Source organism: Cellulomonas sp. URHE0023 (assembly GCF_000688475.1).
In the GTDB taxonomy this organism is placed as follows: domain Bacteria; phylum Actinomycetota; class Actinomycetes; order Actinomycetales; family Cellulomonadaceae; genus Cellulomonas.
The window spans coordinates 223,010-244,294 of sequence record NZ_JIAN01000008.1 but is presented as its reverse complement, the minus strand read 5'-3'; the positions used below and the strand labels follow the sequence as shown (position 1 = coordinate 244,294).

Genomic DNA, 21,285 nt, shown 5'->3' with positions numbered 1-21,285 from the left:
GGGGTCGCTCCTAGTATCGCTCACATGCATGCCACCGCGATCGCCTGTCCACGGAGCGCGACGTGAGCGACGCGACATGGCGGAGCTGGTCGCCCGGGGTGCGCGTCGTCGTGCGGAGGCGACGCGACGACCTGCCGGACGCACCCGCCGTCGGGGAGCCGCGACACACCGACGTCCTCGGCGACGTGCTCGCGGTCGACGACGGCGGCGTGCTGGTCCGCACGCGCCGCGGCGACGTCCTGGTGCCCGCCGCCGACATCGTCCTGACCAAGCTGGTGCCGCCGCCCCCCGCGCCGCGGCACAGCCCTAGGCCGACTGGCTAGGGGGCCGGCGGGGTCGCGGTCGGGGGCGCGCCACAGATGATCTTGTTCTGCGGCTTGTAGCGCCAGGTGTTGGACTCGGTCTTCTTCAGCTCACCGTTCAGCGACGTCTTGCGCGTCACCGTCACCGTGAACCCCGGGTTGCCCGCAGAGGACGCCTCGCACGTGGGCGACTGGGAGTACACCGTCGTGGGTTGGACCACGCCGGAACGGGGGCTCGTGATGGACTCCACGCTCCAGTACTTGGTGCTCCACACCCGCACGTAGACGCGGTTGTCCGCGACCCACGCCTGGACGAGCGCGCCGTACGGCGTGTTGTTCTTCCACCGCATGTCCAGCGTGCCCGTGAAGATGGTCGACTCACGGCCCTCGGGGTAACGGGAGAACCACTCGCTGTGCGGCTTGTGCTCGATGTCCTCGTACCCCGCCAGGAAGCCGGCGTTGTAGCTGGTGGTCGACACCTGGCTCAGTCCGCCGCCCCACGCGTCGGTGTGCTCGCCACTGACGATCGCGCCTGCCTCCACGTAGCCGTGCGCGGCGTCGATCGGACCGAGAGCCTCGGTCAGGCTGAACGTCCCGTCCGGCTTGATCAGGGTGCCGCTGATCTTGCTCGCGCCGTTGGTGATGTTGATCGTCCGACGCGGTTCGCTGTTCAGCGGCGTGGAGAACTCCGAGACGATATCCTTGACGCCCAGCGCCTCGAGCGCCGCCGTCGACTGCGACGGGTCCGACTGCGACAGGTCGACCGTTGCCGAGCGGTTGGTCGAGACGGCAGCAGCCGAGACGGCCGCAGCCACCGCGGCCGGGTCGAGCGTCGTCCCCGGCGTGCCCGGGACGATCACCGGTGCGTCGTTCACGAACTCGAAGTGGGCGTCTGCGGACGCCGTGAGCAACGTGGGCAGCTGAGCGAGCACCGCGGACGTGAGCCCGTCACCGTTCATCTGCAGGACCAGGTTGCCATCCGTCGGGACGTAGGACGCGTTCTCCGCAAGAGTCTTCGCGTCCAGCAGGGCGACCTGCCCGTCGACCATGACGGAGACCGGCGAGGACGTCACGGTGCTCGCCTCGGTGAGTGCAGCGTCGGTGGTCTCCTGCGTGATGGCCGGTGGCACGGAGGCCGTCGGCAGCTGCAGCGGCCGGGGTGCGGCGAGCCAGTCGCGCGCGATCACCTGTGCCGCACCCTCCGGGTCGACCACCCAGCCATCCACCGCGGCCGTCGACTGGGCCGTCCCGTCGACGTAGACGATCGTGCCGTCGACCGGGTCGAGCTGCAGAGCGGAGCCCAGCCCGTCGATCGACGCGGCGAGCTTCTCCGAGTCGACGGAGGTCACGGGGTCCTGCTCGTCGATGCCGACGATGTGGTCCCAGACACGCTTCGGGTCCGCGAGGTCCACACCCGTCAGCTCGTCGACCGTCGCCTGCGCGTCGAAGGTCAGGCCGGCCACGGCCGGGTCCAGCTCGGACTGGGAGTCCTCGGCCACGACGGGGATCGGCTTGGTCGTGGCGTCCGCGAGCTCGGCCTCGAGGCGCGCCACCGCCTCCTGCGACGTCAGGCCGCCGATGTCGACCCCGGCGACGCTCGCACCGCCGGGGACCTTGTCCGCCAGGGCGAACGAGGCGACGACGTACGCCGCGCACAGCAGGAGCACAACAGCGCCGACGATCAGCAGCCGGCGCGGCCAGCGGCGACGACGGTGCTCCGTCTCGAACGCGTCGAACGGTGACGGCGCGCGTTCGCTCGACGGGACGGGGCCGGCGGTGATCGTGCTCGACGCCGCGGCGGAGGCTGCGGTGACGGGCGCGAACCCACTCGCAGCAGCGGCGGCGGGTTCGGACACGGGCGTCAGGACCTCGGTCGCCTGGGGCGCAGGGTCTGCGGCAGGAGGCAGGACCTCGGTCGCCTCGGGCACCTGTCCCGCGACCGGCGGGTGAACCACGACAGCCTCGAGGGTCGGGTCCACGACCGGCGGCACGACCTCGGTCGCCTCGGGCGTCACCTTCGTCACCGGTGCCACGGCCTCGGTCGCCTCGGATGTCACTGGCGACACGACCTCGGTCGGAGCGGGCGTCGCGACGACCGGCGGCTCCGGGGCCGACCCCGGCTGCGCGAGGACCGACGGCGCGCTCGGCCTGATGGCCGAGGCGAGCGCGACGCTCGCGAGCGCGGCGAACGGGTTGGGCGGGACCTCGGTCGCGTCCGCCTGCGCCGGCTGGCCACCCGCGTGCGAGGTCTCGGACGCGGCGACGGCGTCGGGGGCCGGGTCGTGGGCAGTCGCAGCAGCCGCACGCCCGGCGGTCTGCTGGACGTCAGGCTCACGCTCGGAGTCGATCTCGTCGGCCTCGGGCTCGCCGGGCACCTCGGCGACCGGGACCTCGCCGGCAGCCTCTGCGGCCTCCGGGGCGTCCGCGGCCTCCGGGGCTTCCGCGACGTCCCCGTCAAGCGCGGCCGACTCGACGCCAGCGGCCCGGTCGTCCGCGACCTGATCGCCAGCGACCTGCTCAGAGTCTGTCCCGTCGGCGGCCCCGACCGCGTCGGACTCGGCGACCGGCCCGGCGGACTCCACGGACTCGACGGTCGCGGGGCTCTGCGGCTCTGCGACTGGCGCTTCGGTCTCGGGCTCTGCGGGCTGGTCCGCGTGAGTAGGACCGTCGACGGCTGCGGCGGGCTCGTGAACCTCGTCGGAGACCGTCTCAGGTGGGCCTGCGAGATCGCCGTCGGAGGCGGGTGCCGGCGCGGGCTCGGGGCTCGACTCGGCATCAGCCGCCGGCTCGGCGTCGTCAGAGCCGTCGTCGACAGGGTCAGATCCGGACTCCGGCTCAGGCTCGCCGCTCTCGTCAACCGGCTCGGAGGGCGTCTCAGGTGCGACGGCGGAGTCGTCGGCCGGCTCAGGCTCGCCGCTCTCGTCAACCGGCTCGGAGGGCGTCTCCGGTGGAACGGCGGAGTCGTCGGTCGGCTCAGGCTCGACGTCGGTCACCTGGTCGTCGGCATCCGGTTCGGGCCCGTCGAGCGTCGGCGCCGGGTTCTGCGCGGGGACGTCCGAGGTCCCACCCCAGACCGGCCACACCGTGTCGGCAGGCGCACCTGCGCCGGGCGTCGCGCCGCCGCCGGCCTGTCCGGACCTGTCCTGCCCCGTGCCGTCGCTCAAGTCCCGCTCCCCTGCTCATCCCGCACACAACGCGCCCGCGCGAGTCTACGGGTCGATGCCCGCGTTCCAGATGATCGGCGGCGAGCCGGAGACCGGAAACACCGCAAAGCGGTCGAGGTCGGGCCTGGGGTGACGCCGGAGTGGTCAGCGGACGGGACGCACACGCCCGCGCAGGTGCACGAGTCCGCCGGCGCCCGCACCGCCCTGAGCGGCCGAAAGGACGTGGCCCACGACGACGTCGTGGTCACCGGCCCGGTGGATCGCCGACGTGCGACAGTCGAACCACGCCGCGGCGCCGTCCACCCAGACACCTCCGGACAGCGGAGCCTCACGGTGCGGAACCCGCGCGAGCTGGTCGAAAGCCGGCCGGCCCGGTGACGCCAGCCAGTCGGCGGTGTGCGCCTGGTCGTCGGCTAGGACGCTCACCGCCCACGTGTCCACGTCGTCCAGGGCGTCACGGAAACGGGCGTCCTGGTGCACGCAGAACAGGAGCATCGGCGGCTCGAGGGACACGGATGCGACAGCGCTGGCGGTCATCGCATGCACGGTGTCCCGCCATCGCAGGGTGATCACCGCGACGCCTGCAGGAAGACGACCGATGGCGGAGCGGAAGTCGTCGGACGACGGCTCAGGACTCACCGGTGGGCGTCCGGCTCCCCGACCGGGACGTCAGGGAGCTGCGGGGTTCGTGCGGGTCGGGGTGTGTCGGAGAACCACGACCTCGGCAGCAGCATCGCCGCCACCGCGACGCCGAGCGAACCGAAGATCCACACGAGACCGAGCTTCTGTTCGGACGGGATGAGGATGTCGCCGCCAGGTCCTTCCTGCGAGAGCACGAGCACGGTCAGGCCGAGCCCGACGAGGAAGCCGATCCAGGTGCCCAGCCCACCGAATGCCCGTGCCGTGGCTCCTGCAGCAAGCACCAGGAGCAGGCTCAGGACGAGACCCCACGGCTGCACGCTGCGGTGCATGGTCGTCCCCATCACGCCGACGACGATGCCGGCCGCCACGGTCAGGACGGTCTTGGCCACCGGGACCCACGAGAAGCGCACGCCGTCAGGCTATCTGGCGCACGCCGGGCGGCCACGCGACGTCGGCCCGGCCGACCAGCCGGTACGCCTCCACCGGGAGCAGGGGTGCGAGCAGCTGGTTGCTCAGGGCGTAGCAGCCGGCCACCGCACGGTCATCGTCGATCGTGCGCACGGCCTGGACCTGCGTCCCGTGCGCACGAAGCGCGGCGACGATCTGGTCGCGCACCGGCAGGACGTCGACGTGCAGGTCGATCTCGTCGTCAGGCCGGGCGACGGACGGTAGCGGACCGTCGGCGTCCGGAAGCCGCAGACCGTCGGCGAGCAGGCCCAGGAGGGCACGCACCGACGGACGCCCCAGTGCCTCGTACCCGGCGCGCAGCGCGCGCTCGCCCTGGACGACGACCACCAGGAGCGGACGCGGCTCGACGAGCTCGACGGCTCGGCGCGTCACGTCGTGGGCACGGACGTGGTCGGGATGCCCGTACCCTCCGCCGGGCTCGTAGGTCACGACGACAGCCGCGCGCCTGTCCCGCAGGAGGTGCGCGAGCCGCTGGGCCGCGTCCTCGAGGTCCGCCGCGACGAAGGCCTGCGGCGGGACCTCGTCGGCGGTCCCCGCCTGTCCGGCGCTCACCCAGGCCATGCCCGAGTCCTCGAACCGGCCGCTGGCAGCGCCCGGCACCGTGTCCAGGAAGACGTGGTCGTGCACGCCCAGGGCGTCCAGCGCGCCGGCGAGCTCACCGACGCGGTGCGCGGCAAGTGCGGGACCGTCGCCCTCGAGGTGCCCGAGCTCCGTCCCGATGACCTCCCCGCGCTCACCGCGCGTGCAGGTGACCACGGTGGTCGGGAGACCGGCGCGCGCCCAGGTGGCGAGCAGCGCGCCGGTGCTCAACGACTCGTCGTCGGGGTGCGCGTGCACCGCGACGAGACCCGTCATGCCGGTCGGGTCAGGCGCGCTTGGAGCGGGCCGTGATGCGGGCGCGCTCGGTCTGGTCGAGGACGACCTTGCGGATGCGCACGATCTCGGGCGTCACCTCGACGCACTCGTCCTCGCGCGCGAACTCGAGCGACTCCTCGAGCGTGAGGTTGCGCGGCGGGATGAGGTTCTCGAAGTTGTCGGCCGTCGCGGACCGCATGTTCGTGAGCTTCTTCTCCTTGGTGATGTTCACGTCCATGTCCTCGTTGCGCGAGTTCTCACCGACGATCTGGCCCTCGTAGACCTCCTGCGTCGGCTGGACGAAGAAGGAGCCGCGCTCCTGGAGGTTGATCATGGCGAACGGCGTGACCGGACCGGAGCGGTCGGCGACGAGCGAGCCGTTGATGCGCGTCTCGATGTTGCCGGCCCAGGGCTCGTAGCCCTCGGAGATCGAGGACGCGATCCCCGTGCCGCGGGTGTCCGTGAGGAACCGCGTGCGGAACCCGATGAGGCCGCGCGCGGGGACGAGGAACTCCATGCGGACCCAACCGGTGCCGTGGTTCGACATGGTCTCCATGCGGCCCTTGCGCTGCGCGAGCAGCTGCGTGACGGCGCCGAGGTACTCCTCGGGGACGTCGATGGTCATGCGCTCGACGGGTTCGTGCGTCTTGCCGTCGACCTTCTTGGTGACGACCTGCGGCTTGCCGACGGTCAGCTCGAAGCCCTCGCGGCGCATCTGCTCGACCAGGATGGCCAGCGCGAGCTCACCACGGCCCTGGACCTCCCAGGCGTCGGGACGCTCGGTGGGCAGGACGCGGAGCGAGACGTTGCCGACGAGCTCCTTGTCGAGGCGGTCCTTGACCTGGCGGGCGGTGACCTTGTGGCCCTTGCCGCCGCGGCCGGCCAGCGGGGACGTGTTGATCCCGATGGTCATGGAGATGGCCGGGTCGTCGACCGTGATCATCGGCAGCGGGCGCGGGTCGTCCGGGTCCGTGAGCGTCTCGCCGATCGTGATGTTCTCGATGCCGGCGACGGCGACGATGTCACCGGGGCCCGCGGACTCGGTGCTGACCCGCTCGAGCGCCTTGGTCTCGAGCAGCTCGGTGATCTTCACGTTCGCGAGCGTGCCGTCAGCCTTCGCCCACGCGACGGTCTGGCCCTTGCGGATCGTGCCGTTGAAGACGCGGAGCAGCGCGAGGCGGCCGAGGAACGGCGACGCGTCGAGGTTGGTGACGTGCGCCTGCAGGGGTGCGCCCTCGGTGTAGGTGGGCGCGGGGATCCGCTCGAGGATCGTCTTGAACAGCGGCTCGAGGTTCTCCGCGTCCGGCAGGCCGCCGTCGGCGGGCTGGTTCATCGACGCACGGCCGGCCTTGGCGGCGGCGAACACCACGGGCACGTCGAGGATCGCGTCGAGGTCCAGGTCCGGGACGTCCTCGTGCAGGTCCGACGCCAGACCGAGAAGCAGGTCCGTCGCCTCGTGCACGACGTCGGTGATCCGGGCGTCGGGACGGTCCGTCTTGTTCACGACGAGGATCACGGGCAGCTTGGCGACGAGCGCCTTGCGCAGCACGAACCGCGTCTGGGGCAGCGGGCCCTCAGAGGCGTCCACCAGCAGGACGACGCCGTCGACCATGGACAGGCCGCGCTCGACCTCGCCGCCGAAGTCGGCGTGGCCGGGGGTGTCGATCACGTTGATGGTGATGCCGTCGGGCTGACCGACCTCCGCCGCCGCGGGACCCGTGTACCGGATCGCGGTGTTCTTGGCGAGGATCGTGATGCCCTTCTCGCGCTCCAGGTCGCCGGAGTCCATCGCTCGCTCGTCCACGTGTGCGTGGGACCCGAACGAGCCGGACTGCCACAGCATGGCGTCGACCAGCGTGGTCTTGCCGTGGTCGACGTGCGCGACGATGGCGACATTGCGCAGGTCTCCGCGCACGCTCGTGCCAGTAGGCGCAGACGTGGGCTCAGACATGGGGGAACTCATCTCAGAAGGTGGGGAGCGCGCCGGTCGTCGGCTGCGCCGGTCAATTCTACCCGCCCAGGCACCAGAATGACCCGGAGGTGACCAGGCCCACTACTTCCGGGCCCAGTCCCACCACGAGGTCAGGTCCGCACGACCGAGCGCGAGCGGCTCGATCTCAGGCAGCTCCGAACCGTCGGGCAGCGGACGCTGCGCGACGACGACGGGCTGCTGGACGATCGACGCGACCGCTCCCCCGGCGGCCAGTCCGCCCGCGACCGGATCGAGCGCCGCCGGGACGGCCGACGGGTCGAGCGTCGTGGTCAGGGCCGACGCGGCCTGGTCGGTGACCTGGTCCGACCAGCCCGTCAGGTTGGCGACACCATCGGTCTGCCAGCGCGTCACCACCGAGCTGACCGGCAGGTCCGCCTGAGGGACCGGGACGAGCGCGACGTCCCACGACTCGGGAGCACCGCGCAGGTCGGCCGCCCAGGCCTGCACGGGCGTGTACGGCCGCACCTCGAAGCCTGCCTCGGCCGCCGAGTCCGTGATCTTCTCGAGCATCGCCGTGCGCAGCGGGTCTGCGGTGTTCGTCAGGACCCGGACCACGACCTGATCGGTGACGTTCGCCGACTCCAGGACCGACTTCGCCTGGGAGATGTCGGCCGAACCGTCCTGCGGTGACGAGCTCCCGGCGTCGGGGCCCACCTGGGGAAGGACCGCACCCGACACCGTGGCGTCGGACCACAGCGGCTTCACGAGGCCGTCGACGATCGCGTCGCGCGGGACCGTGAGCAGGAACGCGGTGCGGATCGCCGTGGCGGTCGCCGCGTCGCCTCCGTAGGTCGCGTCGTCGAACGCGCCACCACCGGCCACCTGCAGCTGGAGCTGGAGCGTGCTGTCGCCACCCGTCCGGACCGTCGCACCCTCGACGTCGGCGAGCGCGTCCAGCACGTCGGCCGTGTCGACAGGGGCGATCACGTCGATCCTGCCGGTGGACAGGGCGCTCACCTCGTCGAGCGGGTCGACGTCGCTGCGGAGCACGATGCGGTCGTACGCCGCGGGGCGGTCGCCCGTGTACTTCTCGTTGCGCACCAGCTCCACCCGCTTGCCGGGCACGATCCGGTCGACCGCGTACGGACCGTCGCTCACGGCGAGGTCGAGGTGCTGGGACAGCGCGTCCGCGTCGAACTGCGTGCGCCACGTCGACGAGATGGAGCCGAGCGCCACCTTGTCCTCGCCGGTGATCGCGGTCGTCACCGCGGTCGCCGCGGCGGCCGGGTCCTCCACGCCCAGCGCGGTCTGGCCGACCACGTGCGCCGGAACGCCGACGTCGAGCGCGACCTGCCAGTCGGCCACCGGAGCGGTGTACGTGACGGTGACCGTCGCGCCGTCCACGACCGGTGGCTGCTCCGCGTAGACCAGTGCCGGTGAGGCGGCCGCGAAGGCCACTCCGGCTGCGAGCGCGTCGTCGTTGGTCACGGCACCGAGGGCGTCGAGCTCGGGGATGACGTCGTCGAGCTGCCCGCTGCGCGCGGCCCACTCCAGGACGAGGTCGTCCGCGGTGACCGGTACGCCGTCGGACCAGGTGGCCTCCGGCGCGATCGTGTACTTCACCGTCAACGGGGCGTCCGCGACCTTCTCGACCGTGCCGAACGACGGGTCGAGCACCGCGGCGCCGTTCTCGTCGAGGCTGACGAAACCGGACTGCGCGAGCCCGAGGACCAGAGCGCTGCCCGGGTCTCGTCCCTGGACCGTTCCCCCGTTCAGCGAGGTGAACGGGGCCGGAACCGCGACGACGACGGTCCCGGGGCGGTCCGGCTGCGGTGCAGGATCCGTGCAGCCTGTGAGCGTCGGAACCGCCGCCACCAGGGCGGCGACCGCCACGACCGTCAGACGTGACCCACTGCGCACCGTTTGCCTCCAGCGACCTCGGACGGGCACCGACTGCCCGATACGGAGGTATCGGTACCGATCCGCCGAATCTCAACCATGCCGCACGAATCGGTGTGAACTCGGACGAGCCTGCATGACGCGCCGAGGTCCGGTCGCCCCGTGACGCTCAGAAACCCCGACCGGTCGTGTGGCCGCCGGCGCCCTGGTCGGTGATGCCGTGCGCGTCCAGGTCGGCGGTCTCGGAGGCCACCGTGAGCTCGTCGGCTCGCGCGATCTCGGCACGCTCGAGCTCGTCCCGCTGTGCCTCCAGAAGCGCGTCCCGGGTCAGGCGCCGCTCCTGCTGGGCCACCGGGTCGGGAACCGGGACCGCCGCAAGAAGTCGCTGCGTGTAGGAGTCCTTCGGGTGGTTGACCACCTGAGCGGTGTCGCCGATCTCGACGAGCCTGCCGTTGTGCATGACCGCGATGCGGTCCGAGAGCATCTCGACGACGGCCAGGTCGTGGCTGATGAACAGGCAGGCGAAGCCGTGCTCGCGCTGCAGGTCCTGGAAGAGCTCGAGCACCGTGGCCTGCACCGAGACGTCCAGCGCCGACGTCGGCTCGTCGGCCACCAGCAGCTGCGGCTCGAGCGCGAGCGAGCGTGCGATGCCCACACGCTGACGCTGACCGCCCGAGAGCTCGTGCGGGTAGCGGTTGCGCATCGCGCGCGGCAGCTGGACCTGGTCGAGCAGGCGCTCGACGGCACGGGACATCTCGGCACCCTTGACGCCACGGTGCAGAAAGAGCGGCTCGCCGATCGACTCGCCGATGGGCAGCCGGGGGTTGAGCGAGCTGCCCGGGTCCTGGAACACGATCCCGACCTTGCTGCGCAGCGGCTTCAGGTCGTTGGCGGAGGCTCCGACCATGTTCTGGCCGACGATCCTCAGCTCACCCGAGGTCACCGGCAGCAGGCCCACCACGGCGCGTCCGATCGTCGTCTTGCCCGATCCGGACTCACCGACGAGCCCGACGACCTCGCCCTGCTTGAGCGAGAGGCTCACCCCGTCGACTGCCCGGAAGGCCGGCTGGCGACGGCGGCCCGGGTACTCGATGACCATGTCCTTGGCCTCGAGGACGGTCTCGCGGACCGGTCCGTCGGTCGCCTGCGGCGTCGAGCGGTCCACCGCCGTCGTGCCGCTCGTCTCGGCCTGCGCCGTCTCGACCGCGAGCGCGTCGGCGCTGCGGCCCAGGTGCGGAACCGCGTCGAGAAGCTTGATCGTGTACGGGTGCGTCGGCTCCGTGAAGATGCTGAGCGAGGACCCTTCCTCGACGACGCGGCCGTCCTTCATCACGATGATCTTGTCGGCCAGGTCCGCGACCACACCCATGTCGTGGGTGATCAGCACGATGCCGGAGTCGATGCGCGTGCGCAGGTCCCGCATCAGCTTGAGGATCTCCGCCTGCACGGTCACGTCGAGTGCCGTCGTCGGCTCGTCGGCGATCAGCAGCTTGGGGTCGCAGGCGAGCGCCTGCGCGATCATGGCGCGCTGCCGCTGACCGCCCGACAGCTGGTGCGGGTAGGCGTCGATGCGCCGGTCGGGGTCCGGGATCTCGACGAGGCGCAGGAGCTCGAGCGCCCGGTCCCGCGCCTCCTTGGGACCGATGTCGAAGTGGGTGCGCAGCGTCTCGATGATCTGGAAGCCGACCGTGTACACCGGGTTCAGGGCCGTCATCGGCTCCTGGAAGATGACCGCGATCTCCTTGCCGCGGACCTGGCGCAGCTTCTGCGCGGACATGCCGAGCAGCTCGCGGTCGCCCAGCTTGGCGCTCCCCTTGGCGCGGCCGTTCTGCGGCAGCAGCCCGAGCAGCGACATCGAGGACTGCGTCTTGCCCGAGCCTGACTCGCCGACGATGGCGAGCACCTCACCGGGGAAGACGTCGTAGCTCACGCCGGTGGCGGCGGGGTACCACTGCCCGTCGACGTAGAAGTCCACGCCGAGGTCGCGCACGGACAGCACGGGCGTCCGTGCAGGGGCGGTCGACGGGACCGCGTCGGAGGTGTCGATTGCCACGGGGTTTCCTTACTGGCCGAGGACGAGGTGTCCGGTGGACGGGGTCACCGTCGAGGAACACCGGTCTGGGAGCATGGGCTGATGGGTGGCACGCAGGAGTTCACGTCGACGTACGGGCGCTGGCTGACCGGCGCGGCGGCGGCGGCCGCGGTGATCGCGCTGGTCAGCGTCCTGGTCATCGACGGCGTGGCCGAGGCGCTGCAGCTCGTGCCGCTGCTGGCGCTGATCGTGCTGCTCGTGTGGGCTCTCTTCTGGAACCCGGCGGTCGAGGTGTCCGACGGCGAGGTCGTGGTGCGGAACGTGACCGCGACCGTGCGGATCCCGTGGCCCGCCTACCGCGGAGTCACCGTGAAGTACTCGCTCGTCGTGCACACCACGGGCTCGGACGTGACCGCGTGGGCCGCACCCCGGTCCAGCGGCACCGCGCAGCGTCTGCGACGTCGCCGCGCAGTGACAGGCCCCCTGGGCCCGGGACGGCACAACGCCAACGCCGACCGCGTGGCGGACGCCATCGTCGAGCGACAGGCGGCCCTCAAGGACGCCGGCTACCTGAAGGACGCGCAGCGTGCCGTCGCGGCCGGCATCGGTCCGCAACGACGCTGGCACTGGCTCACGATCACGGGTGTCGTCGTCCTCGCGGCCGCGTCCTTCGCCCTGATCTGACGGAAGGGTCACGACGGCCCCAGCCCTGCGTTGCCGCCCTGCATCGGCGGCTGGACGGTGGTCGTGCTCGCCCGGGCCGCCGATCCGTCGACGAGCATGGCCTTGGCCATCTTGCGCTCGGACGGGATGCGCTTCTGGCGAGGGTCGAACGCGTCGCGCAGACCGTCTCCGATGAAGTTGATGGACAACGCGATGATCACGATCATCAGGCCAGGCCACCAGAACAGCCACGGCCGCGTCGAGAACGCCTCCTGGTACTGGCTGATCAGCAGGCCCAGCGAGGTGGCCGGCGCCTTGATCCCGACCCCGAGGTAGGACAGCGCCGTCTCCAGCAGGATCGCGGAGCTCATGAGCAGCGTCGTGTTGACGATGATCACGCCGATCGCGTTGGGCAGCATGTGCTTGAACATGATGCGGCTGTTGCTCGCGCCCGCCACGCGCGCGGCGTCGACGAACTCGCGCTCGCGCAGGGTGAGGAAGTCACCACGGACGAGCCGGGCGAGCGTCGTCCAGGTGATCAGGCCGAGGAAGGTGCCGAAGATCAGCGGGTTGTTGCCGCCGGCCAGCTGACCGAGCACCGCGCCGATGACGATGACCGGCATGGTGATGACGAGGTCCGTGATCCGCATCAGGATGTCGTCGGTCCGGCCGCGGTTGAAGCCCGCGAGGGCGCCGACCAGGATCCCGACGCCCGTGGCGACCAGCCCGACGGTCGCGGTGATGATCAGCGACGTCTGAGTGCCCCGCATGACGCGCGCGAACACGTCACGACCGATCTCGTCCTGGCCGAACGGGTGCAGACCCCAGTGGAACCAGATGCCCGCGTCGCCACCGAGCCAGGCGGGGAACATGAGCGTGGGCTCGCCGCCGTTGACGATCGGGTTGAGCTCGTTGGGCGTGAACCTCCACCACCCCGTCCAGCCGGCGATCCCGACCGACGAGAAGGCAAGGACCACGACGAACGAGAGCACCACGATGGCGACCATCGCACCGCGGTGGCGGACGAAGCGGCGGCGAACGATCTGGCCCTGCGACAGGCCGGCGACCTCGCGGAGCTCGATCGCGTTCTCGGACTGTCCCGAGTCGGTTGCCGACCCCTCGGGCGACTGCTGGTCGGTGGTGCTCATGCGTTCACCCGGATCCTCGGGTCGAGGCCCGCGTAGACGAGGTCGGCGACGATGTTGGCGATGATCGCGAGCGCGGCGACGATGACGAGGTACGCCATCACCGGCTCGATCTCCGCGTGCGTCAGCGAGAAGAGGAACAACGTGCCCATGCCCGGGCGAGCGAAGACGCGCTCGGTGATGATCGCGCCACCCAGCAGGGTGATGATGTCGATCGGGACCACGGTGGCCAGCGGGATCAGCGAGTTGCGGAAGCCGTGGCGCATGATCACCGTGCGCTCGGGCAGCCCCTTCGAGCGCGCCGTGCGGATGTAGTCCTGGCTCATCACCTCGAGCATGCTCGAGCGCGAGTAGCGGGTGTACGCGGCGAAGCCGATGAGCACGAGGGCGAGCGTCGGCAGCAGCAGGTGCATGAACTGGTCGAGCGTCGTGACCCAGAAGTTCCCGCCGAGGTTCGGGGTGCGGTCGCCGATGGTCGGGACGGGACGGCCGTTGATCGCCGGTGCGTTGTAGTACGCGGGCCAGACCCGCATCACCTGGTTGATGAACAGCATCGCGGCGACCAGGACCGCCGTGATCGCCGCCGTCCGCGCCGACACTCCTCGGTCGGGGCCGCCCCAGGCGTAGCCGACGCCGACGCCGACGGCGACCGTGATGAGCGCGAGCACGAACATCATCAACCACGACTCGGCGACGGACTTGAAGAAGACCTGCAGCGGCAGGTACAGGACGAGGCCGATCACCACGGTGGTCAGCGACGCCGCGAGGGCACGACGGTTCTTCAGGCCGGTCGACAGCGTCGTGACGGCGAACGCGGTCGCGGTACCCAGCAGGGCGAGCAGAGGCGGGTTGATGCTCGGGTGCGTCCACCAGTCGGTGAGCTGCAGGAAGGCGAAGGTGCTGAACGTAGCGGCGAACGCGACAACGAACGTGAGAGCACGCTGCCGTCGCTCGCCACCTATCGCCAGGCTCCACAGGAGGCCCGCGAGGATCGAGACGACCGTGATGGCGACCCACGAGATCACGGGGTCCGCGAGGAAGTCGTTGAAGCCGATCGCGCCCCACTGCTTGAGCAGCACCGCGACCCAGAAGGCCGGCAGCGAGTAGAGGAGGAACGACACGAAGATCATGAGGTAGTCGAACGAGCTGTACTGGCGCAACGCGCTGACGATGCCGACGGCGACACCGAAGATGATCGCGATGACCGTCGCCGCGGTGACGAGCTGGATCGTGGACAGGATCGCGCCGTGCAGCACGCTGGAGACCGGCTGGTCGCTGACCCAGGCGGTGCCCAGGTCGCCTTGCACGAAGTTCCCGAGCCACTTGAAGTAGCGGATGACGACCGGGGTGTCCAGGTCGAGCAGCTGGATCCGCTGGGCGATGAGCGCCTCTTTGTTGGCAGCCGTCGACTGGCCGAGGTCTCCGAACGGGTCCATGGACGCCGACGCGAGGATGTACATCACGAAGGTCGAGACCAGGAGCGTCGCTAGTCCGGCGAGCAGACGTCGCCACAGGAACGAGATCATGAAATGCGTTACCTCGCAGTTGAGGGCGTTGCAGACCCGAATGCTCGAGTCTACGGCGCAAGGGTGCTCGAGCGTGGTGCACGCGGCGGAGCAGAACCGCCAGGGCATCGGCGCCCGGGCGGGCAGAGCGTACGCAGGACGGTAGTCCTACCTCGACGCACGGTGAGGGCGGCGGAACCCGTAGGTCCCGCCGCCCCCAGCCGTTGTGTCCGTCAGGCGGTGCTGCGGATCAGCTTGTCGCCTCGTCCGTCGCGCCGGACCCTTCGATCTTCCAGTCCCAGAACCCGTACATGATCGTCGGGCTGATGGAGACCGGCTCAGGACCGCTGAGCTTCTTGCTCCAGGCGTGGATTCCAGGGAACTGGAAGATGGTGGTACCGAACGCGTCGGCCCACAGCTGCTTCTCGATGTCCGTGATGATCCGCGTCTGCTCGTCGGGGTCGATCGCGACCGACAGCTCGTCGTACAGGCTGTCGACCGTGGCGTTGCTGTACCCCTGCTTGTTCTGGCTCCCACCGGTACGGAAGGTGGGGTCAGAGGCGGTCACCGCGGTAGAGGTGGACTGCCAGCCGAACATCGACGCGTCCCAGTCGTTCGGCGCCGTGTTGATCTTGTTGACCCAGTCCGTGGCGGGCGCCGAGGCGTCCACCATCGTGATGCCGATCGCTGCCTCGGCATCCGTGATCAGCGCGAACTCGTTGACACGTCGCGTGTTGTCGCCGTTGAAGACGAGCCGCACGTTGATCGGACCGGTGACGCCGGCGGCGGCCAGGATGGACTTGGCCTTGTCGGGGTCCCCGGCCAGCGGGTAGGCGTCCGAGCCGTTGTTCGCGACGACCTCGTCGTAGTTCGGCGCACCCGGGATGACGGTGAACGAGTTGCGCACCTCAGCCTTGGGGTTGAGCGGCTTGATGAGGTTGTCGATGATCGCCTGCCGCGGCAGCGCCGTCAGGAACGCCTGGCGGACGGCCAGCGCCTTGGCGGCGTCGCCACCGTAGGTGTTCGGGTCGAACGGCCCACCGTTGGTGAACTGCAGGTCGATGTGCTCGTAGGTGCCCTCGTCGGCGTTCTCGACCGTCACGGTGTCCAGCGCCTGGAGCGCCGACAGGACGTCGGCCGTGGCCTGCGGGCCGATGATGTCGACCTCACCGTTCTGCAGCGCCTGCACCTGGCCCATCGGGTCGTCGATGTAGCGGAAGGTGAAGGTGTCGGGACCGGTGGTGCGGTCGCCCTTGTACTTGTCGTTGCGCACGACAGTCAGGTACTGGCCCTCGACGTACTCGCTGATGATGAACGGGCCGTCCGAGACGAGCAGGGACGCGTCGTCCGGGAGCTTGGTGAAGTTGAACCCGTGGTTCCAGAACTCGGCGATCGGCTTGAGCTTCTCGACGTCGTTGTCCTGGATCGCCTTGACCAGGGCGTCGCTCGCCTCGGTCGGGTCGTCGATACCGAGAGCGTGCATGGCCACGACGTGCGCAGGGACGGTCGGGCCCTGGAACTCGAGCTCCCAGTCACCGAACGGCTTGTCGTAGACGTAGGTGATCGACTTGTTGTCGTCGGAGACCTCAGGGGTCTTCGTCACGAACGGGGCCCCGGGGGTCACACCGTTGAAGAACACGCCAGCCGTGTAGTCGGTCTGGTCCTCCCCGGACTCCGGGTCGAACGTGCCCTCGATCGTGTTGAGGTTGCCGGAGGTGGCTGCCCACTCGAGGAGGCTGTCGGTCGCGGTGACGGGCGTGCCGTCGGACCAGGTCGCGTCGTCCGAGATCGTGTACTTGATCGTCAGCGGGTCCTCGGAGACCTTCTCGTACTTGCCGAAGCTCTCGTCCTTGAGGAGCTTCAGGTCCGGGTCGTAGTAGTTGAACTGCGCGTTCGTCAGGTACGTGACGATCGCGTTCTGCGTCGCGTTACCCACGTTGAACTCGTCGGTGTTGACGGACGTGAGCCCGGACTCCCACGCGACGTTGACCGCGGTGCTCTGGTTGATACCCGCGTCGTCATCGGACGTGTCGCTGTCGCCGCTGCTGCACGCAGCAAGCGCGAGAAGGCTCAGCGAGGCGACCGCAGCGGTCGCGGCCTTCCGTGTGATCTTCAATGTTCCTCCTGAAACGGTGGTGGGTCTGCCGAGTCACGCGGGCGCCGAACGATTGCGACGCACAGGAGTACAGAGCCCTCCGGGGTTGCCGACACGTTAGTGTCGCGCGAAGGGACAAATCGGGCAGGCGACGGTGCCGCTGATGATCGTTACGTGATTGATACTGACCGGTACGTCCACGATGTGAGATCGATACACCGCGGAAACACCGCTGTTACCTGTCCGAACCTAGCCCGGACGAGTGTCGCCGAGGCTAAATCCGGGACGCCGCATCTCGAATCTGCTATGGCGGCGGTCAAACAGGGGGTAACGCCGTGAAGCCCCGGCACGGCCGGGACTTCCTCTCGCACCGTACTCCCGCAGGTCCGGAGCAGCCCGCTGAGCAGGGACAATCGTGCGATGAGCGCGCACTCCCTCACCCGACGGCTGGGTCATGGCCTCTGGTTCGCGCGAGCCGGCAAGGCCACCTCGGGACTCGACCGGCGACTGCAGAAGCTGACCCGCGGGCGCTTGAGCATCCTCGGCAGACCGACGCTCCCCCACCTCATCCTGACGACGACGGGTCGCAAGAGTGGCGAGCCTCGCGAGGCTCTGCTCCTGTACGCGGTCGACGGGGGCGGCTGGGTGCTGATCGGCTCGAACTGGGGCCAAGGACACCATCCGGCCTGGTCGGGCAACCTCCTCGCGAACCCGTCCGCCCTCGTCACCATCGCCGGCGTGACCACCCCGGTCACCGCGACGCTCGCGTCGGACGACGAACGAGCCCGGCTGCTCCCCGCGCTCCTGGAGGTCTGGCCCGCGTACGAGTCCTACGCCGAGCGAGCCGTCGACCGCGAGCTCCGCGTCTTCCGCCTCGCCCCGCTCGCTCCCTGACCGGCAGGCGCTTCCGTTACGACGCCGAGGGACCTCGGCCCGTGCGGGCGCGCTCCCGGTAGGCGCGGGCCTTCATGACCTCGCCGCACTCGTTCATCGAGCACCACCGGCCTGACCTGTTGCGCGAGCTGTCGTAGTAGACCCACTGGCAGTCCGGGTTGGCGCACGCCTTGAGGCGCGCCCACTCCCCCGACGCCTGCGCGCGGTGGACGTCGGCGAGCAGCGCGGCCACGGTCGCGTCGCCGCCCGCGGGCTCGAGCCTCGAGATGCCGTCGTCGAACATCAGGACGAGCGGGTTCGCAGCAGCGATCCTCCTCAGGGATGACGAGTCGCCGTCGAGGAGGTAGGCCCGCAGCGCGTCCCGCACGGCGAGCAGCGGTGCCGGTCCGCCAGCCATCCGTTCGACGCGGTGGAACCTGTCGTCGGTGTTCAGGAGGGCGCGGACGCGCTCGAGCCCGTCGGGTGCGACGCCCGGCTCGGAGCCGAGCGTGACCCACTCCAGCAGCGGATCGGTAGGAACGGGTTCACCCCTCGTCTCGTGGAAGCACCCTTGACGTCGGGTGCTGACCGCACGATAGTCGTCACCAGCGTACCGCGTTCAGTGGTGACGCCCGGACACGACGAACGAGAGTGCGATGACGACGACGACCAACGACACGCTCGGCTGCGACACCTCCGACATGCTGCACATCCATGCCTTGTTCCGCAGGGCGTTCAGCGACCTCCCCGGGCTCGTCCGCGCCGTGCCGGAAGCAGACCGCGAGCGGATGCGGCCCATCGCACAGCACACCCGCGAGGTCGCGGCCGCCCTGCACAACCACCACGAGGGCGAGGACCAGTTCCTCTGGGACACCTTGGAGAAGCGCGCACCCGCCTGCGCCCTGCACGTCGGCCTCATGCGGAGCCAGCACGCTGCGACCGCCGCACAGCTCGAGAGGCTCGACACCCTTCTCCCCGCCTGGGAGGTCGCGGCCGACGCCGTGGCGCGAGACGCCCTCGCCGAGCTGCTCGACGAGATCCGGACCACCCTGCTCGCGCACCTCGGACAGGAGGAGAGCCAGATCCTGCCCACCGCCGCGACCGTGATGTCGCAACGCGAGTGGGGGCTCATGCACGAGCACGGGATGGCGTCGATCCCACCACGCAAGCTGCTCGTGCAGCTGGGCTGGATTCTCGATGTCATCCCCGCCGACCAGCGCCCGGACTGGCTCCGTGCGAACCTGCCCGCCCCGGCCAGGCTGCTGTGGCGGACGGTCGGCAGACGACAGTTCGCGGCACATCGAGCCCGCATCTACGGCCGGTAGGGCGGCACCTACGGGTAACGTCCCAGCAGTGGAGATCCTGCACGTCACGCAGCGACCGGACTGGGAAGCGGCACAGGTTGCCGGCACGTACCGCTGGTCGACGAAGGGTCGCACCTTCGAGGACGTCGGATTCATCCATGCCTCGTCGCGCGCGCAGCTGCCGGCGGTCGCGTCGGCCGTCTTCGCCGACGGCGACGAGGAGCTGTGCGTCCTGCTCCTGGAGACCGACACGATCATCGCCGCGGGGACCGAGGTCCGGTACGAGGACGGTGGCAACGGGGAGCTCTACCCGCACATCTACGGACCCATCGATCCCGCGTGGGTGGTCGACGTGGTCCCGGCGCACATCGGTCCCGACGGCACGTTCGCCTTCGGGCGACCGCGCTAGACCGAGCAGCTCCGGCCATCTTCACGCCCGGTTCGCCTCGGCCGCGTGAGAAGGTGTCGCGGTGCGGCTGAGGTTGGCGTTCGTGTGCTGGTGTGCTGCCGTCGGGATCCTGGTGGCGGTGCCGCTCGCCGCCACGGTCGACGCGGCCGACGTCCCCGACGTGCCGTCGTTCGGTGACGTGGCCTGGTGGTGCGGCCTGGCGGTCGTGACGGTTCAGGCCGCCCTGCTCGCCCGGCAACGCACCGCGCCGCGAGCCACTGTGGTCCTGGTCGCCGCCGGTGCTCCGGTCGGAGCCGCGCTCGGCCTGCAGTCCGCTCTGGGGATCACGTCGGTCGCCATCATCGTCGCCACGTTCCTGGCGGTGCTGTCCGAGAGCGCGGAGCGGCTCTGGCCGGTGCTCGCGTACGCCGCGGCGCTGGTTGCGCTCGGTGAGACGTGGGAACAGCTCGACACGGGCTACGACCTCGGGACCTCCGTGCTCAGCGGCATCGTGCAGGGCGTCGGGACGGTGGGCGTGGCCGCCCTCGTCGGCCTCGTCGTGCGGTCCCGGCGCGACGCCCGCACGGCACGAGAGGAACGCGCCAGCGCCCTGGTGCGCGAGCACGAGGCGCTGGTCGAGGTCGCCGTCGCCAAGGAGCGCACCGCGATGGCTCGCGAGCTGCACGACATCGCGGCTCACCACCTGTCGGGGATCGCGGTGATGACCGGTGCCATCGGTCGTCAGATCGACGTCGACCCGGAAGGCGCGAAGCGTGCCGTCCAGGAGGTGCGCCAGCAGAGCCGGGAGATGTTGGGCGACCTCCGCGCGCTCGTCGGCCTCCTGCGTGAGGAGCCCGCCGGGCTGTCCACGGGCGCGGCTGCCGAGGCGGGAGTGTTCCGCGAGGAGTCCCTGGGCGGCATCGCCGGACTCGTCGAGACCGCGCGCCGGGCCGGGAGCGACGTCACCCTGACCGCCTACGACCGCCCCGACGGCCCACCGCCGGGCGCACGCACCGGGCCGCTCGCCCAGCTCTCCGCGTACCGCACCGTTCAGGAGGCGCTCGCCAACGCGACGCGGCACGCCCCCGGCGCCCGCTGCGAGGTCGTCGTCGACGCCCGGGACCGGGCGAGAACGGTGGTCACGGTCCGGAACGCCGCACCCTCCAACCCGACGAGCCCGGTGGCCGACGGTGGAGGATTCGGCCTCATCGGCATGCGGGAGCGGGCCGAGCTGACCGGTGCCGAGCTCGAGGTCGGTCCTACCCCGGACGGCGGATGGCTCGTGACTCTCTCGATACCCACCTCCGACGACGCCGAGACACCTGGGGAGAGCCGATGATCCGCGTGCTGGTGGCCGACGACCAGCCGCTCGTCCGCGCCGGCCTGACCACGCTCCTCGGTGGTGAGCCCGACCTCGAGGTGGTCGCCGCGGTCGCCGACGGCAGGGCGGCGGTCGAGGAAGCCCGGCGCCTGCGGCCCGACGTCGCGTGCCTCGACATCCGCATGCCCGGGACGGACGGGATCACCGCGACCCGGGCGCTGTGCGGTCCGGACGTGCCCGACCCGATCCCGGTGCTCATCCTCACGACCTTCGACGACGACAAGTACCTGTTCGGCGCCTTCGAGGCCGGCGCCTCGGGCTTCCTGCTCAAGGACGCCGAACCCGACGAGGTCGTCGCGGCCGTGCGCTCGGTGGCGGGTGGCAACGGCACCCTGGCCGAAGGCCTCACCAAACGGGTGCTGCGCGAGCTCGTCACACGCCGGCAGACCCAACCCGTGACTGCCGCACGGGCCCAGGAGCTGCTCACCCCGCGCGAGCTCGACATCCTGCTGCTCCTGGCGCAGGGCATGTCGAACGACGAGATCGCTCGCGAGCTGGTCGTCGAGGTGTCGACCGTGAAGTCTCACCTGGCGCGCATGATGCCGAAGCTCGGAGTGCGGTCGCGCCTCCACGCCGCGGTGTGGGCGTACCAGAACGGTGTCGTCGACACGGCGCGCTGAACCGTCCCTCCTCCGA

Annotated in this window: 18 protein-coding genes; 7 read left to right on the top strand and 11 right to left on the bottom strand. The window is 70.4% G+C overall.

Annotated elements, in window-relative coordinates; translation table 11 throughout:
* Positions 1-62 precede the first annotated feature (62 nt).
* A complete protein-coding gene (locus tag N553_RS23195) occupies positions 63-323 on the top strand; it encodes a hypothetical protein (protein ID WP_034622914.1) in 261 nt (86 codons plus the stop codon).
* Here the strand turns inward: N553_RS23195 and N553_RS0116270 are convergent.
* The 7 genes from N553_RS0116270 to N553_RS23175 form a co-directional block, all read right to left on the bottom strand.
* Entirely contained in the window at positions 320-3,466 is a 3,147-nt protein-coding gene (locus tag N553_RS0116270; RefSeq protein ID WP_051640263.1) for a VanW family protein, read from the bottom strand. The genes N553_RS23195 and N553_RS0116270 overlap by 4 nt on opposite strands.
* 144 nt (positions 3,467-3,610) lie before the next feature.
* Positions 3,611-4,105, bottom strand: a complete 495-nt coding sequence (locus tag N553_RS0116265) for a flavin reductase family protein (protein WP_028047408.1) — start codon at positions 4,103-4,105, stop codon at positions 3,611-3,613.
* On the bottom strand, positions 4,102-4,518 hold the full coding sequence (locus N553_RS23190) for a hypothetical protein (RefSeq protein ID WP_051640262.1): 417 nt from the start codon (positions 4,516-4,518) through the stop codon (positions 4,102-4,104). Before N553_RS23190 ends, N553_RS0116265 begins: the two co-directional genes overlap by 4 nt.
* A 4-nt stretch (positions 4,519-4,522) precedes the next feature.
* Positions 4,523-5,431 carry a PIG-L family deacetylase gene (locus N553_RS23185; protein WP_034622912.1) on the bottom strand — a complete coding sequence of 303 codons (909 nt, stop codon included), beginning with the start codon at positions 5,429-5,431 and terminating at the stop codon, positions 4,523-4,525.
* A 10-nt stretch (positions 5,432-5,441) separates the two neighbouring features.
* A complete protein-coding gene (gene typA / locus N553_RS0116250) occupies positions 5,442-7,382 on the bottom strand; it encodes a translational GTPase TypA (RefSeq protein ID WP_028047407.1) in 1,941 nt (646 codons plus the stop codon).
* A 102-nt stretch (positions 7,383-7,484) separates the two neighbouring features.
* Positions 7,485-9,284, bottom strand: coding sequence for an ABC transporter substrate-binding protein (locus N553_RS23180; protein WP_197030105.1), 1,800 nt, complete (start codon positions 9,282-9,284; stop codon positions 7,485-7,487).
* 148 nt (positions 9,285-9,432) lie between these two features.
* A complete protein-coding gene (locus N553_RS23175; protein WP_156043878.1) occupies positions 9,433-11,310 on the bottom strand; it encodes an ABC transporter ATP-binding protein in 1,878 nt (625 codons plus the stop codon).
* 87 nt (positions 11,311-11,397) lie between these two features.
* Between N553_RS23175 and N553_RS24435 the strand changes: the two genes are divergently transcribed.
* The gene (locus N553_RS24435; RefSeq protein WP_028047406.1) at positions 11,398-11,979 is read left to right on the top strand and encodes a PH domain-containing protein; all 582 of its coding nucleotides are present in this window, start codon (positions 11,398-11,400) and stop codon (positions 11,977-11,979) included.
* 8 nt (positions 11,980-11,987) lie between these two features.
* Here N553_RS24435 and N553_RS0116230 read toward each other — a convergent pair whose 3' ends face one another.
* From N553_RS0116230 to N553_RS0116215, 3 genes are all read right to left on the bottom strand, one after another.
* On the bottom strand, positions 11,988-13,106 hold the full coding sequence (locus tag N553_RS0116230; RefSeq protein ID WP_028047405.1) for an ABC transporter permease: 1,119 nt from the start codon (positions 13,104-13,106) through the stop codon (positions 11,988-11,990).
* Complete coding sequence (locus N553_RS0116225) at positions 13,103-14,629, bottom strand: ABC transporter permease (RefSeq protein WP_028047404.1); 1,527 nt, start codon at positions 14,627-14,629, stop codon at positions 13,103-13,105. Before N553_RS0116225 ends, N553_RS0116230 begins: the two co-directional genes overlap by 4 nt.
* Positions 14,630-14,858: 229 nt before the next feature.
* The gene (locus N553_RS0116215) at positions 14,859-16,724 is read right to left on the bottom strand and encodes an ABC transporter family substrate-binding protein (protein WP_028047403.1); all 1,866 of its coding nucleotides are present in this window, start codon (positions 16,722-16,724) and stop codon (positions 14,859-14,861) included.
* Positions 16,725-17,123: 399 nt separating this feature from the next.
* Between N553_RS0116215 and N553_RS0116210 the strand changes: the two genes are divergently transcribed.
* The gene (locus tag N553_RS0116210) at positions 17,124-17,597 is read left to right on the top strand and encodes a nitroreductase family deazaflavin-dependent oxidoreductase (RefSeq protein WP_028047402.1); all 474 of its coding nucleotides are present in this window, start codon (positions 17,124-17,126) and stop codon (positions 17,595-17,597) included.
* A gap of 16 nt (positions 17,598-17,613) precedes the next feature.
* Here N553_RS0116210 and N553_RS23165 read toward each other — a convergent pair whose 3' ends face one another.
* The gene (locus N553_RS23165; protein ID WP_051640259.1) at positions 17,614-17,994 is read right to left on the bottom strand and encodes a CGNR zinc finger domain-containing protein; all 381 of its coding nucleotides are present in this window, start codon (positions 17,992-17,994) and stop codon (positions 17,614-17,616) included.
* A gap of 238 nt (positions 17,995-18,232) precedes the next feature.
* On the opposite strand from N553_RS23165, the gene N553_RS0116200 reads away from it, so the two are divergent.
* From N553_RS0116200 to N553_RS0116185, 4 genes are all read left to right on the top strand, one after another.
* Entirely contained in the window at positions 18,233-18,901 is a 669-nt protein-coding gene (locus N553_RS0116200; RefSeq protein ID WP_028047401.1) for a hemerythrin domain-containing protein, read from the top strand.
* A gap of 28 nt (positions 18,902-18,929) precedes the next feature.
* Positions 18,930-19,289: a DUF952 domain-containing protein gene (locus N553_RS0116195; protein WP_028047400.1), complete on the top strand. Its 360-nt coding sequence runs from the start codon at positions 18,930-18,932 to the stop codon at positions 19,287-19,289.
* Between the two features lie 61 nt (positions 19,290-19,350).
* Positions 19,351-20,607: a sensor histidine kinase gene (locus tag N553_RS23160; protein WP_156043871.1), complete on the top strand. Its 1,257-nt coding sequence runs from the start codon at positions 19,351-19,353 to the stop codon at positions 20,605-20,607.
* On the top strand, positions 20,604-21,269 hold the full coding sequence (locus N553_RS0116185; protein WP_028047399.1) for a response regulator transcription factor: 666 nt from the start codon (positions 20,604-20,606) through the stop codon (positions 21,267-21,269). The genes N553_RS23160 and N553_RS0116185 overlap by 4 nt, the downstream gene beginning before the upstream one ends.
* Positions 21,270-21,285: the final 16 nt, after the last annotated feature.

Excerpts from the sequence above, each read along its gene's own strand:
- N553_RS0116210 (WP_028047402.1), top strand. The coding sequence starts at position 17,124 with ATGAGCGCGCACTCCCTCACCCGACGGCTGGGTCATGGCCTCTGGTTC.
- N553_RS0116185 (WP_028047399.1), top strand. The coding sequence starts at position 20,604 with ATGATCCGCGTGCTGGTGGCCGACGACCAGCCGCTCGTCCGCGCCGGC.
- N553_RS0116230 (WP_028047405.1), bottom strand. The coding sequence starts at position 13,106 with ATGAGCACCACCGACCAGCAGTCGCCCGAGGGGTCGGCAACCGACTCG.
- N553_RS23165 (WP_051640259.1), bottom strand. The coding sequence starts at position 17,994 with ATGGCTGGCGGACCGGCACCGCTGCTCGCCGTGCGGGACGCGCTGCGG.
- N553_RS0116225 (WP_028047404.1), bottom strand. The coding sequence starts at position 14,629 with ATGATCTCGTTCCTGTGGCGACGTCTGCTCGCCGGACTAGCGACGCTC.
- typA (WP_028047407.1), bottom strand. The coding sequence starts at position 7,382 with ATGTCTGAGCCCACGTCTGCGCCTACTGGCACGAGCGTGCGCGGAGAC.
- N553_RS0116200 (WP_028047401.1), top strand. The coding sequence starts at position 18,233 with ATGACGACGACGACCAACGACACGCTCGGCTGCGACACCTCCGACATG.
- N553_RS24435 (WP_028047406.1), top strand. The coding sequence starts at position 11,398 with ATGGGTGGCACGCAGGAGTTCACGTCGACGTACGGGCGCTGGCTGACC.
- N553_RS23185 (WP_034622912.1), bottom strand. The coding sequence starts at position 5,431 with ATGACGGGTCTCGTCGCGGTGCACGCGCACCCCGACGACGAGTCGTTG.